The organism is Streptomyces sp. 2323.1 (genome assembly GCF_900221035.1).
Taxonomy (GTDB): Bacteria; Actinomycetota; Actinomycetes; order Streptomycetales; family Streptomycetaceae; genus Streptomyces; species Streptomyces sioyaensis.
Map to the genome: position 1 here is coordinate 4,928,056 of NZ_LT907981.1, position 13,442 is coordinate 4,941,497.

The following is a 13,442-nucleotide window of genomic DNA, read 5'->3' on the forward strand; positions in this document are numbered from 1 at the left end:
TCTCAGCGGGGGACGGGGAGATGAGCGAGTACGGCGTTGATCACGGAGTCAGCGGTGACTCCTTCCATCTCCGCTTCGGGGCGGAGATGAACGCGATGTCGGAGCGTGGGCAGGGCAAGGGCCTTGACGTCGTCGGGGGTGACATAGTCGCGGCCGGTGAGCCAGGCCCAGGCTCGTGACGTGGAGAGCAGAGCGGTGGCGCCTCGGGGGGAGACGCCGAGGGAGAGCGAGGGGGATTCGCGGGTGGCACGGCAGATATCGACGATATAGCCGGTGACTTCGGGGGAGACGGTGGTCTTGGCGACCGCGTCCCGGGCAGCATCGAGGTCGGCCGTGGAGGCGACGGGGCGTAGCCCTGCGGCGCCGAGGTCGCGGGGGCTGAATCCGGCCGCGTGGCGGGTGAGGATGTCGATCTCGTCATGCCGGGCGGGGAGCGGCACCGTCAACTTCAGGAGGAACCTGTCGAGTTGGGCCTCGGGGAGGGGGTACGTGCCCTCGTACTCCACGGGGTTCTGGGTGGCGGCCACCAGGAACGGCTCGGGGAGGGGACGGGCTGTGCCGTCGACGGTTACCTGACGCTCCTCCATTGCTTCGAGCAGGGACGCCTGGGTTTTGGGAGGCGTGCGGTTGATCTCGTCCGCCAGCAGCAGGTTGGTGAAGACGGGGCCCGGCTGGAACGAGAACTCGGCGCTGCGGGAGTCGTAGACCAATGAACCGGTGACGTCACTCGGCATCAGGTCGGGGGTGAACTGGACGCGCTTGGTGTCGAGTTCGAGGGCGGTCGACAGCGCGCGTACGAGCAGGGTCTTGGCGACGCCGGGGGCGCCTTCCAGGAGTACGTGACCGCGGCAGAGGAGTGCGACGACCAGGCCGGTGACGGCGGGGTCCTGGCCTACGACGGCCTTGGCTATCTCGGTGCGCAGGTCCTCGAGGGAGGCTCGGGCGCTGTCAGCGGTCGGGGTGCTCACGGGGGGCGTGCCTCTCTTGGGAAACGATCGAGGATTCGAGTGCATCGAGTTGGTCGGCCAGGTGCACCAACGCCCTGTCGTCTGAGGGAGCCGGGCCGAAGAGCAGGTCATGGAGGTCTGTTCCGGTGCCGGGGGACTCGGCCACATGGGCGCGGACGGCGGGAAGAAGTACGTCGGAGGTGTGGGCGTGCACGGCGGGCACGCCGGTGAGGGGGGCGATGCGTGTGCGGGCCGCGGAGCGCAGTACATCGGATGCCCGGTCGCGGGCGCCGGCCTGTTCGTAGAGGCGCGCGTGGCCCTCGGTGGTCTCGGTGGCCGGGACGGTGACGGGGAGTTTCTCCGGCACCAAGGGGCCGAGGCGGCGGGCGCGCCACAGGGCCGCGCACACGGCGGCGAAGGTGAGCTGGAGCAGGCCCCAGCGCCAGCCGGAAGGGATGAGCTCGAAGAAACTGCGCTGGTCGTCCTGAGCGGACGACGGGTCGCTCAGGGAGGGGAGGTACCAGACCAGATGCTTGTGTGTACCGAGGAGTTGAAGGGCCAGCGAGGCGTTGCCGTCCGCGGCGAGGCGGTGGTTGTAGAGGAGATCGGGGGAGCCGAGGAGCACGGTGTCGCGGCCGGTGCGGGGGGCCGGCAGGCGGAGCAGCGTCGGCCGGCCGCCGCTGGGGTAGCAGCGATCTGCGCCGTCGACGGCCGTTGCGTAGCGGAGGCCGCCCAGGAGGGCATTGCCCGCGCGGCGGGCGTCCGGCAGCGAACAGGCAGGCCGTCGTACCGAGACGCCGACCGAAGGTTCACTCTGCACGCCGGGGGCGAAGGCTTGGAGAGCCGAGGGGCCGGGGCCGATCAGGACGGTGCGGCCGGCGGTGTGCGCGGTCGCGGTGTGCAGACCCGTCAGCTGAGCCTGCGACAGCATGTCGGGGTCGGTGACGAGCAGTGTGGTGTGTGGCCCGGCCGCCGCGGCGGCCTCCTCGGAGGTGGTCACCACGTGGGTGGAGATGCCGTGGGAGGCCAGGAGTTGGGCGAGGGCCGCGCTTCCGGTCCGGTCCGTGGACCGGGGGTCGAGCCGGCCGTGCTGCTCGCCGGACTGCAGGGCGGCGAGGACCACGCCGCTGACGACGAGGAGGAGAAGCCCGAGCAGCGGTCCGCGGGACCGGGCCCACGGGCCACGACGGGTGGGCGAAAGCGCGGGGAATTCCGGGGCAGCCGTGGTCATCCGTGGCTCCCGGTCGGGGTGTTGGCCAGGTCGGGCTTGGCTTGCTGCAGGTCGGTGTCGAGGCTGGTCAGGAGGGTGTACGCCCGTTCCGTGCCGGGGCGGCCGCCGTATGTGACGTCGTCGAAGGTGCGGGCCGCGGTGCGCAGCCGGTCGGCGTGCCCAGGCAGAACCCGGGCGGCTTCGGTGGCGGATTCGTCAGCGGTGCGGCCGGGGCCGGGGGTGAGCAGAGCGCGCTCTTCGAGGGCGAGGACGAGGGCGCGCATGCGGTCCTGGATCGCCTGGCTCCAGCGGCCCTCGGCGGCGTGCCGGGCAGCGGCTGCCCGGTGTTCGGCGGCGGTGCGGGGAGCGTCGGCGAAGAGTGCGCCGCTCGTGGTCGGAGTGCGGCGCACCGCCCCGAGCCGCAGCCGGAGGGCGACGAACAGCAGCAGGACGCATGCGGCGATGGCGAGGAGCCCGATCCAGCCGCCCGGCGTGGTGCCGGCGGCCGTGCGGAAGAGCGCGTCGACGTGGTCCCAGAGCCAATCGAGGGCGCGCTGGATCGGGTTGGGGTCATGCTGGTGGTACCGGGGGTCGGACAGTTCACGTTCCGCCGCCTCGCGGGCGGGGACGCGTGGAGTCCGCACCGGTATGTCGTCGTCGGAGCGCGCGATGAGGCGTCCGTGCACAGCCATGATCCCCCCTGTTGTCACCGCATCAACTTCCCGGAGCGGTGTCGTCGGAGCGTTGCCCGGGGCCGTCGGCGGGCGGGGCCGTGGCGTCTGTGGAGGTGGTGTCCGAGGGAGTGGTGTCCGTGGGCGCGGGGTCCGCGCCGGTGACGCTCGCGTCGGTGCTCTCCGTGCGGGAGCCGTCTGCGTTGGAACTGGCCGTCGCGGGGGTGTCAGCAGTCGCGGGGGTCTCAGGCTTCGCGGTGGCTGCGGGTGCGTCAGAGGTGGTCGCGGCTGGGTCTGCTGGCGCATTGTCGGCGGTGGGAGCCGCAGGATTCGGTGCAGACGGGTAGGCGGCCGGGGCATAGGAGCCGTAGCCGGGGAGGCCTGCGGCGCGGGCGAGTTCGAGGTCGAGTGCCTCTCGGCGGATGCGCTGGTCCATGTAGAGGAGCGCGGTGACGCCGGCGCTGACCGGGAAGGTGATGGCGGAGCTGATGACGGCGCCGATGCCCACCACGATCAGGAACGACCAGCTGGTGTTGCTGGTGCCGTTCGCCCAGTCCATCAGGTTCTCGCCGCCGATGAGGAAGGCGATGATCGTGGCCGGGATCTGGATGATGAACTCGACGACGGAGACGAGGACATAGGCGAGGAGCTGTGCGCCCAGCACTCGCCACCAGGCGCCCCGTACGAGCTTCGCCGAGCGGCGCATGGCGGCGATGACGCCCTGCTTCTCCAGCATCAGTGCGGGGGCGGCGAGGCTGAAGCGGACCCCCAGCCAGAGGCTCACGGCGCCGGTGGCCAGCCCGCCGAACAGTGTGAGGAGCAGGCCGATGTCCAGCGGGCCCGTGGCCGCCAGGATGAGTCCGGGGGCGATGCCGGCCGTGAAGATGGCCGTGATGAGCAGAGGGAGCAGCACGAGCAGGCCGAGCAGGCGCGGAAGCTGGGTACGCGCATCGCGCCAGGCCTCCCCGGCGGTGACCGAACGCCCCAGGACGGCACGGCTCACGACCATGGTCAGCATGCCTGTGGCGATGATCGTGGCGAGCAGCCCGATCGCCGAGGTGATCCCGGTGCCGGCGAGCGCATTGCCGAGCTGGCGCATGTTCTCGCGGAGGGGCGGGGCACTGTCGCTCGCCGGGCCGGCTACGCGGCGGGCGTTCTGGAAGAGGCCGGTCACGACGGTGATGGCGGTCTGCGAGACGACCGCGACGATCAGCGATATGCCGAGGACGGTGCGCCAGTGGGCGCGCATGGTGGCGACCGCGCCGTCGAGGATCTCGCCGAGGGCGAGCGGGCGCAGGGGAATGACGCCGGGCTTGGCGGCCTGCGGTACGGGGGCCCAGGCGCCGCCCCAGGGAGGCTGATTGCCGGGGTACGACGGACCGCCCCAGCCGGGCCCGCCGGTGCCGGACGATGCCGCACGGGTGCGGTCGCCGGATGCGCTCTGGCCGCTCCTGCCGCGGGGGCCGCTCTGGCCGGGGATGCCGGCGGGGGCCGACCACTTGCCGGCGGGCGGCTGTTCCTTGGACCAGTTCGGCGGGGACGGCTGCTCGGTGGAGCCGGTCCGGTCGTCCTGGGTGGGCTGCTCCTGTGTGCCGCGGCCCGGCTCGTCGGAGGAGGGAGTGGATCCGGGCGAGGCCCAGCCCGGAGAGTTGTTCATCGTCGCTCCTTCTTGCTGCCCGTCCGCCGGGGCGGCGGGGGACCGGGGTCCGCGGTGGCAGTCATCGTGTCATGGCAACCGGCGTTGTGTACCGGCGCCCGGAGTGCGGGAGAACCTTCTGTTCGAGGGCCGGTCGGCGGCAGACTGAAGGAATGGGCGATCAGTACGAGGTATCCGAGAAGGGCGCCGGGGCGCTCGCCATTCCGTCATTGCGTTGGGAGGAGCCGCCTGAGGGGCCCGTATTGGTCCTCCTCGATCAGACCCGGCTGCCCGCGGAGGAGGTCGAGCTGGTCTGCACGGACGTACCGGCGCTGGTGCAGGCGATACGGACGCTTGCCGTGCGGGGGGCGCCGCTGCTGGGCATCGCGGGCGCGTATGGCGTGGCACTGGCCGCGGCGCGGGGCTTCGATGTGGAAGAGGCGGTCGAGGCGCTGGCCCAGGCCCGGCCGACCGCGGTCAATCTGGGGTACGGCGTACGGCGGGCGGCGGCCGCGTACCGGGCCGCGGCGGCCGACGGGTCCGGTGCCCAGGCGGCCGCGGCGGCGCTGGCCGAGGCGCGGGCCGTGCACGCGGAGGACATCGAGGCCAGCACACGGATGGCGGAGCACGGGCTGGCGCTGCTGGGCGAGCTGCTGCCGGGTGGCGGTCACCGGATTCTCACGCACTGCAACACCGGGGCCCTGGTCTCCGGGGGCGAGGGCACCGCCCTGGCGGTGGCGCTGGCGGCGCACCGGGCCGGGGAGCTGCGCCGGCTGTGGGTGGACGAGACCCGGCCGCTGTTGCAGGGGGCCCGGCTGACCGCCTACGAGGCGGCACGGGCAGGTATGGCGTACACGGTGCTCTCGGACGGTGCGGCGGGCTCGCTGTTCGCCGGGGGCGAGGTGGACGCGGTGCTGATCGGCGCGGACCGGATCGCGGCGGACGGCTCGGTCGCCAACAAGGTCGGCAGTTATCCGCTGGCGGTGCTGGCGCGGTACCACCACGTTCCGTTCGTGGTCGTGGCACCGACCAGCACGGTGGATCTGGACACCGCGGAGGGGGCGGACATAGAGGTGGAGCAGCGGCCGGCCCAGGAAGTGACGGAGTTCTCGTTGCCCTCTGCGCAGGGGGCCGGGGCGGGGCCGGTCGCCGGTATACCGGTGGCACCTTTGGGCGCACAGGCCTACAACCCGGCCTTCGACGTCACTCCACCGGAGCTGGTGACGGCGATCGTCACGGAGGCCGGAGTGGTGGCTCCGGTGACCTCGGAGAGGCTGGCAGAGGTGTGTTCCACGTCACGATGGAGTAAGTCACGATCAGGTAATGGGATGATGGCCGAATGAAGGGACGCGTCCTGGTCGTCGACGACGACACCGCACTGGCAGAGATGCTCGGCATCGTGCTGCGCGGCGAAGGTTTTGAACCGTCGTTCGTGTCGGACGGCGACAAGGCTCTGGCGGCCTTCCGCGAGACCAAGCCCGATCTTGTGCTGCTCGATCTGATGCTGCCGGGGCGGGACGGTATCGAGGTGTGCCGGCTGATCCGGGCCGAGTCCGGCGTGCCGATCGTCATGCTGACCGCCAAGAGCGACACAGTGGATGTGGTCGTCGGGCTCGAATCGGGTGCGGACGACTACATCGTCAAGCCGTTCAAGCCCAAGGAGCTGGTGGCCCGGATCCGGGCACGGCTGCGGCGTTCGGAGGAGCCGACGCCCGAGCAGCTGGCCATCGGTGACCTGGTCATCGACGTGGCGGGTCACTCGGTCAAGCGGGACGGGCAGTCGATCGCGCTGACCCCGCTGGAGTTCGATCTGCTGGTCGCGCTGGCGCGCAAGCCGTGGCAGGTGTTCACACGTGAGGTGCTGCTCGAGCAGGTCTGGGGCTACCGGCACGCCGCCGACACCCGGCTGGTCAACGTCCATGTGCAGCGGCTGCGCTCCAAGGTCGAGCGGGATCCGGAGCGGCCGGAGATCGTGGTGACCGTGCGCGGGGTCGGCTACAAGGCCGGGCCAAGCTGAGATGATCCGGGACGGTTCGACCCCGGAGGGAAAGCGGGGGCGCACCGTCGGCCCGGCGGGCGATATGTCCTTTTCGGGTAAATTGGTTGCCCGGTTGCTGCGCGGCGGGCAGCTGCTGCCCGACGGCGCGGTGAGCGGGCCGGTCCACCCCCTGCTGCGGCTCTTCAGCCGCTGGGTGCGGCGGCCCCTGCTCCCCGCCCTGCGGCTGTGGCGGCGCAATATCCAGCTGCGCGTGGTGGCGACCACGCTCCTGATGTCGCTCGCCGTGGTGCTGCTGCTCGGTGTGGTGGTCGTGGGCCAGGTCCGTAACGGCCTGCTCACAGCCAAGGCCCAGGCCGCGCAGAGTCAGGCGGTCGGCGGCTTCAGCGTCGCCCAGAAGATGGCCGACGGCGCCGATGACACCCGGCCCGATGACGTCGCCCGCACCGGCAACCGCAGTACCCAGGACTCCGCGACCTGGCTGACCGGCCTGGTCGAACAGCTCGCCAGCGGCGGGCAGGGTGTCTTCTCCGTCGTGGCGCTCAGCTCCGACTCCGACGAACCGTTCGGCGACTCCAGCCCCGGTACCCGCGGCCCGCGCGCCTCCGGCGATGTCGATCCCGAGCGGAGCGTGCCCGCCGAGCTGCGGCGGAAGCTGGACACCAAGTCCGGGACGTTCCGCCAGTACACCCAGATCAAGCGGATCGGGTCGGACGACGGCGTGCCGGCGCTGATCATCGGCAAGCGGCTGAACGACGTCAACAGCAACCAGTACCAGCTCTACTACCTCTTCCCGTTCAGCCAGGAGGAGGAGTCGCTCAAGCTCGTGACGGGCACGCTCGCGACGGCCGGGGTGTTCGTCGTGATCCTGCTCGGTGCGATCGCCTGGCTGGTGGTGCGGCAGGTCGTCACGCCCGTACGGATGGCCGCGGGGATCTCCGAGCGGCTGGCCGCCGGCCTCCTCCAGGAGCGGATGAAGGTCACCGGTGAGGACGACATCGCCCGTCTCGGGGAATCCTTCAACAAGATGGCGCAGAACCTCCAGGTCAAGATCCAGCAGCTGGAGGAGCTGTCCCGGATGCAGCGCCGCTTCGTCTCCGACGTCTCGCACGAGCTGCGGACGCCGCTGACGACCGTACGGATGGCGGCCGATGTCATCCACGACGCCCGCGACGAGTTCGACCCCGCCACCGCACGCTCCGCCGAGCTGCTGCGCGGCCAGCTGGACCGCTTCGAATCGCTGCTCGCGGAGCTGTTGGAGATCAGCCGTTTCGATGCCGGGGCGGCCGCGCTGGAGGCCGAGCCGATCGACCTGCGCGACGTGGTGCACCGCGTCATCGAGGGGGCCGAGCCGCTCGCCGAGCGCAAGGGCACCCGCATCGTGGTGCGCGGCGCCGAGCAGCCCGTCATCGCCGAGGCCGATCCCCGCCGGGTGGAGCGGGTGCTGCGCAATCTCGTGGTCAACGCCGTCGAGCACGGCGAGGGTCGCGATGTGGTGGTGCGGCTGGCGTCCGGGGGCGACCGCAGTGGCGGTGCGGTGGCCCTCGCGGTGCGTGACTACGGCGTCGGTCTCAAGCCCGGCGAGGCCACCCGGGTCTTCAACCGCTTCTGGCGCGCGGACCCGGCCCGGGCCCGTACCACCGGAGGCACCGGACTCGGCCTGTCCATCGCCGTCGAGGACGCCCGGCTGCACGGCGGCTGGCTGCAGGCCTGGGGTGAGCCCGGCGGTGGCTCGCAGTTCCGCCTGACGCTGCCGCGGACGGCCGGCGAGACGCTGCGCGGGTCCCCGATACCCCTGGAGCCGGAGGACTCACGGCGGCACCGCGGGCTGGACGAGACGGGCCGGCCGCGCGCCGGGGTGGACCGCAAGGCGTCCACGATCCCGGCACAGCCGCGTACGACAGAGGCGGACGGTGCGCTCTCCGCCGCCCGGGAGCCGCAGGTGGCCCGGCCGTCGACGGCCGGGCCGACGGCGCTGCCCGGCAACGGCGCCCGTGTGGTGCCGCAGATCGGGGGCGCGCGGAGCGAGGCAGCAGCGCGCGGCGAGGGCGCGCACATCGATGAGCCGGTCCACGAGGGCGGGGACGAGCAGGACGCCGGACGGGGCGTGGAGCGGGAAGGCGGGCTGCGTGGGAACTGAGCGCGGGGAGGGCGTCGGAGAGCCCCGTATGCGCGTCCGCCGGGGAGCCCGGCGGGCGCGGAAGGCCGTGCTGCTCGGCTGTGCGGCGGCGCTGCTGGCCGGATGTGCGTCGATGCCGGACAGCGGGGACGTCACGGCCGTCGACCAGTCGCCGCGCTCCGAAGGCGACTCCCAGGTGCGGGTCTACGGCGTACCCCCGCAGGACGGTGCGCAGCCGACCAACATCGTGCGCAGCTTCCTCGACGCGACGACCAGCGACGAGGCGGATTTCCGTACGGCCACCCAGTATCTGGCCAAGTCGGCGAAGCGGACGTGGCGGCCGTTCCAGGTCACCAATGTGCTCCAGGAACGTCCGAAGCCCGAGCCGAAGTCGCAGCCCAGCCGCGAGGACGCGAACGGCTACACGGTCACCCTCTCCGGCAGCCAGGTGGCGGCCGTGGACGACAACCACGCCTACACCCCGGAGGAGAAGCCGTACCGCCGCACGATTCACCTCGTCAAGGAGAACGGGCAGTGGCGAATCGACCGGCTGCCCAACGGGCTGGTGCTCGGCCTGTCCGACTTCCAGCGCATCTACCGCTCCGTCAACAAGTACTACTTCGCGTCCTACAAGTCCGAGGCGCAGGAGCCGAAGGCGAGCCGCAATGTGCTCGTCGCGGACCCGGTCTATCTGCGACAGCGGATAAAGCCGATCACGTCCAGTGTGGCGGCGCTGCTGTCCGGGCCCACCGACTGGCTGAACCAGGTGACGAGTTCGGCGTTCCCGCCCGGCACCCGGCTCGCCGCGCGCGATCTGGCGCTGGACGACTCCAACGCGCTGCATGTCAGGCTCAGCAAGCAGGCGGTGAGCGCCGGCTCCGCCCAGTGCAAGCGGATGGCGGCGCAACTCTTCTTCACCGTCCAGGACATGACGCGGGCTTCGAAGGTCAGTGAGGTGGAGCTCCAGGACGGCAGCGGCAATTCGCTCTGCGCGCTGACCCAGGAGCAGGCCGACCGTGACTTCGCCCCCTCTCCGGGCAGCCAGAACTCCGGCAAGGAGTACTTCATCGACGCCGACCACAAGGTCGTGGCCATGTCGGACTCCGCGACCGAACCGACGCCGGTCCGCGGGCCGTTCGGCACCGGCAAGACCCCGTTGCGCTCGGTCGCCATCTCGCGCGCCGAGAACACCGCGGCCGGTGTGTCGAGTGACGGCCGGTCCCTGTACGTGGCCGGCATGGAGGACGGCATCGCCCGCGGCGGTTCACTACTGACCAGCAACGGCTCGGCCAAGGACCCCGATGCGGGGCTGACCGCGCCGAGCTGGGACGGGCTGGGCGATCTGTGGATCGCCGACCGCGATGCGCACGGCTCGCGGCTGCTGCGGATACGTGAGGGCAAGAGCGACCCCGAAAGGGTCGCGGTGCCCGGTCTGGGCGGGCGGCGGATCAAGGCGATCAAGGTGGCTGCGGACGGGATCCGGATCGCGGTCCTGGTGGAGGACAAGGGGCGTACGACGCTCCAGCTCGGCCGGGTCGAACGCGGCGGCACTGCCCAGCATCCGGAACTCTCGGTGCAGGAACTGCGGCCGATCGCACCGCAGTTGGAGGACGTGGTGGCCGCGTCCTGGGCGGGCGGCAGCCGGCTGGTGGTCGTCGGGCGGGAGTCCGGCGGGGTCCAGCAGATGCAGTTCATGGAGACCGACGGCTCGGCGTCCAACGCGCAGACCCTGCCCGGCGTCAACGGCGTCAAGGCGGTGGCGGCCTCGGAGGACGAGACCAGGCCGCTGATCGCGGACGCGACGGAGGGGATAGTGCGGCTGCCTCCGGACGCGAACTGGAAGACCGTGGCGAAGGACGGGACGGCGCCGGTCTATCCCGGGTGACGCGGGTGGCCGGGCTTGCCCGGTTGAAGTGGATGACGCGGGTATCGGCTCGCCGCCGACGCATTCCGGCCCCGACCCTGCCGATCCAGCCGGACCGGGGCCGGAATGCGTCGGTCCGGCCGGCCGCGATATCCCCCGAACGGCTCAGCCGCTGCTCCGCTGCCGAGGTTGTCCACAGGGGTGGTGACCGAGGGTGTTCGGCGGGACAGTGGAGTCATGCAAGGGGTATGGCGCGAACTGGCCGGTCTGGTGCTGCCGGTCGACTGTGCGGGGTGTGGCCGCCCGCGTACGGAGCTGTGCGCACAGTGCCGTCGGGCGCTGGCGCGGGACGGGCGCGGGGCGCGGCGGGTTCGGCCGTGGCCCGCGCCGGCCGGGCTGCCCCGGGTGTGGGCGGGGGCGCCGTATGCCGACGAGGTGCGGGCGGTGCTGCTCGCACACAAGGAGCGGGGCGCATTGCCGCTGGCCGGGCCGCTGGGGGCGGTGCTGGCCGGGGCCGTACGGGGGCTGCGGGCCGGTGGCGGGCCGCTGCTGCTGGTCCCGGTGCCGTCGGCCCGGAGAGCGGTGGCCGGCCGGGGGCATGATCCGGTGCGCAGCGCCGCCCGGGCGGCGGCCGGTGAGCTGCGGCGGGTGGGGACGGGGGCCCAGGTGCTCGCGGTGCTGCGGCAGCGGCGTGCGGTGGCCGACCAGGCGGGACTGAGCGCCCGGCAGCGGCTGGAGAACGTCGCCGGTGCACTGGAGGTGCCGGGCGTGGCTCGGAGGCTGCTGGCGGGCCTGCCAGCGGTGCTGGTGGACGATCTGGTGACCACGGGTGCCACGCTCGCGGAGGCGGCACGCGCGATGGCCGTGGCCGACGGCCGGGTGGTCGGTGCGGCGGCCGTGGCGGCGCCGGTGAGCGCCTTCGCGGCCGGTCGTGCTGCTGCGCCCCTCCGCGCGTTACCACAGGGCAATTAGTTGAGGAAGGAAAGTCGCTCAATTGGAGCCGAGGGCTCCGAGGGGGTGCCGACAACAGTCCGAGAGAGCTATGTTCGGTTGTGAGGACTTGGCGGACGTTTTGCCTCGGATGTCGCGATGAATGCGTTCAGGGGTATTTTCGGCGACCCTGAAAACAGGGGAGTGGAGAGCTTGTCGACGGGGGAGGAGGAGGTGAAAGTCGCCAAGTCCGAGGCTTCGGCAACCACCGGAGCCTGGTGCAAGAAGGAATCGCCCCGCTGGATGAGCGGAGCGATCCGGGAACGGAGTTCTGCGTGGACATCGTCGTCAAGGGCCGCAAGACCGAGGTGCCCGAGCGGTTCCGCAAGCACGTGGCCGAGAAGCTCAAGCTGGACAAAGTCCAGAAGCTCGACGCCAAGGTGATCAGCCTGGACGTCGAGGTGTCCAAGGAGCCCAACCCGCGGCAGGCCGACCGTTCCGACCGAGTGGAGATCACCCTCCGCTCCCGTGGCCCGGTGGTCCGGGCCGAGGCGGCCGCAGCCGATCCCTACGCCGCGCTGGATCTGGCAACCGCCAAGCTCGAAGCGCGTCTGCGGAAGCAGCACGACAAGCGCTTCTCGCGTCGTGGCAACGGCCGCATTCCGGCGAGTGAAGTCGCTGTCAGCGTGCCCGACGCCGCAAGCCTGAACACCAACGGAGAACTTGCCGCCGAGGTCGACCAGAAGGTGCCGACCACGAGGATGGGTTCGATCGACGTCCAGGGTGAAGGCCCCCTGATCGTCCGGGAGAAGACCCACTCGGCCGCACCGATGGCGCTCGACCAGGCGCTCGCCGAGATGGAGTTGGTCGGACACGACTTCTACCTCTTCGTCGACGCCGACACCAAGCTGCCGAGTGTCGTCTACCGGCGGCACGCATACGACTACGGCGTCATCCACCTGAACCCCGATCTGTTCGGGGAGGAGGAGCCCGGCGGCGCAGGCGGCGCCCTGGGCGGCTGAACCCCACCGCTCGGTGCCCCCGGCGCACGCCGGGGGCACCATCGTGACCGGAGAGAGCAGGAGTTGAAGCCGTATAGTGTTTGTGCCGGCCAGGGACTACGGGGACACGACACGGCGACATGCCGGGGAGACGATCGCATGGCATTGATCGGGCTGGCCGCAGGGGGCTGTTGTCAACCAGCCTTATTTCCAAGCTCTGGCCTGTGGGCCGAGTAGTTGACGGGGAGGATCGATGGGGGACAGTTTCGGGCCCGTGCGCGGCGACGCGGATGATGACCACTGCGGTGCCGGAAGCGAGGACGAGGCCGACCGGGCCGTGAGCGTGGCGCGCAAGGAACCGATCCGGGTCCTGGTCGTGGATGATCACGCGCTCTTCCGGCGTGGGCTGGAGATCGTGCTGGCCCAGGAGGAGGACATCCAGGTCGTCGGCGAGGCGGGGGACGGCGCGGAGGCGGTCGACAAGGCCGCGGATCTGCTGCCCGACATCGTGCTGATGGACGTACGGATGCCCAAGCGCGGCGGGATCGAGGCATGTACCTCCATCAAGGAGGTCGCCCCCAGTGCAAAGATCATCATGCTGACGATCAGCGACGAAGAGGCCGATCTCTACGACGCGATCAAGGCCGGCGCCACCGGCTACCTCCTCAAGGAGATCTCCACCGATGAGGTGGCGACCGCGATCCGTGCCGTCGCGGACGGCCAGTCGCAGATCAGCCCGTCGATGGCGTCCAAGCTCCTGACGGAGTTCAAGTCGATGATCCAGCGCACGGACGAGCGCCGGCTGGTGCCCGCGCCCCGGCTCACCGACCGAGAGCTCGAAGTCCTCAAGCTGGTGGCCACGGGCATGAACAACCGCGATATCGCCAAGGAACTCTTCATCTCCGAGAACACGGTGAAGAACCACGTCCGCAACATCCTGGAGAAGCTGCAACTGCACTCCCGGATGGAGGCCGTGGTGTACGCGATGCGGGAGAAGATCCTCGAGATCCGGTGAGCCGGCCGGGGCGTGAGTGCGCCGGGTGGCCGGGGGCCGGATGGGCCCCCGGA

Annotated in this window: 11 protein-coding genes; 7 read left to right on the top strand and 4 right to left on the bottom strand. The window is 71.2% G+C overall.

Annotated elements, in window-relative coordinates; all coding sequences use genetic code 11:
* Positions 1-2 precede the first annotated feature (2 nt).
* The 4 genes from CPH93_RS21220 to CPH93_RS21235 are packed head-to-tail and all read right to left on the bottom strand — an operon-like array spanning position 3 to position 4,485.
* A complete protein-coding gene (locus CPH93_RS21220; RefSeq protein ID WP_231976906.1) occupies positions 3-1,013 on the bottom strand; it encodes an AAA family ATPase in 1,011 nt (336 codons plus the stop codon).
* The gene (locus CPH93_RS21225; protein WP_096213744.1) at positions 949-2,178 is read right to left on the bottom strand and encodes a DUF4350 domain-containing protein; all 1,230 of its coding nucleotides are present in this window, start codon (positions 2,176-2,178) and stop codon (positions 949-951) included. The genes CPH93_RS21220 and CPH93_RS21225 overlap by 65 nt, the downstream gene beginning before the upstream one ends.
* On the bottom strand, positions 2,175-2,849 hold the full coding sequence (locus CPH93_RS21230) for a DUF4129 domain-containing protein (RefSeq protein WP_096213745.1): 675 nt from the start codon (positions 2,847-2,849) through the stop codon (positions 2,175-2,177). Before CPH93_RS21230 ends, CPH93_RS21225 begins: the two co-directional genes overlap by 4 nt.
* A gap of 22 nt (positions 2,850-2,871) precedes the next feature.
* Complete coding sequence (locus CPH93_RS21235) at positions 2,872-4,485, bottom strand: DUF7544 domain-containing protein (RefSeq protein WP_096213746.1); 1,614 nt, start codon at positions 4,483-4,485, stop codon at positions 2,872-2,874.
* Between the two features lie 152 nt (positions 4,486-4,637).
* On the opposite strand from CPH93_RS21235, the gene mtnA reads away from it, so the two are divergent.
* The 7 genes from mtnA to CPH93_RS21270 all read left to right on the top strand — a co-directional run bounded on the left by mtnA (position 4,638) and on the right by CPH93_RS21270 (position 13,389).
* Positions 4,638-5,807, top strand: a complete 1,170-nt coding sequence (gene mtnA, locus CPH93_RS21240; protein WP_093483508.1) for an S-methyl-5-thioribose-1-phosphate isomerase — start codon at positions 4,638-4,640, stop codon at positions 5,805-5,807.
* Complete coding sequence (mtrA, locus tag CPH93_RS21245; protein ID WP_006605255.1) at positions 5,804-6,481, top strand: two-component system response regulator MtrA; 678 nt, start codon at positions 5,804-5,806, stop codon at positions 6,479-6,481. The genes mtnA and mtrA overlap by 4 nt, the downstream gene beginning before the upstream one ends.
* 64 nt (positions 6,482-6,545) lie before the next feature.
* Positions 6,546-8,600 (top strand): MtrAB system histidine kinase MtrB, encoded by a 2,055-nt coding sequence (mtrB, locus tag CPH93_RS21250; RefSeq protein WP_231976907.1) that lies wholly within the window; start codon positions 6,546-6,548, stop codon positions 8,598-8,600.
* A 28-nt stretch (positions 8,601-8,628) separates the two neighbouring features.
* A complete protein-coding gene (locus tag CPH93_RS21255; protein WP_096213747.1) occupies positions 8,629-10,464 on the top strand; it encodes an LpqB family beta-propeller domain-containing protein in 1,836 nt (611 codons plus the stop codon).
* A 216-nt stretch (positions 10,465-10,680) separates the two neighbouring features.
* Positions 10,681-11,415, top strand: coding sequence for a ComF family protein (locus tag CPH93_RS21260; RefSeq protein WP_231976908.1), 735 nt, complete (start codon positions 10,681-10,683; stop codon positions 11,413-11,415).
* A gap of 293 nt (positions 11,416-11,708) precedes the next feature.
* Positions 11,709-12,395 (top strand): ribosome hibernation-promoting factor, HPF/YfiA family, encoded by a 687-nt coding sequence (gene hpf / locus CPH93_RS21265; protein WP_093483505.1) that lies wholly within the window; start codon positions 11,709-11,711, stop codon positions 12,393-12,395.
* A 232-nt stretch (positions 12,396-12,627) separates the two neighbouring features.
* Positions 12,628-13,389 (top strand): response regulator, encoded by a 762-nt coding sequence (locus CPH93_RS21270; RefSeq protein ID WP_006605260.1) that lies wholly within the window; start codon positions 12,628-12,630, stop codon positions 13,387-13,389.
* The last annotated feature ends 53 nt before the right edge of the window (positions 13,390-13,442 follow it).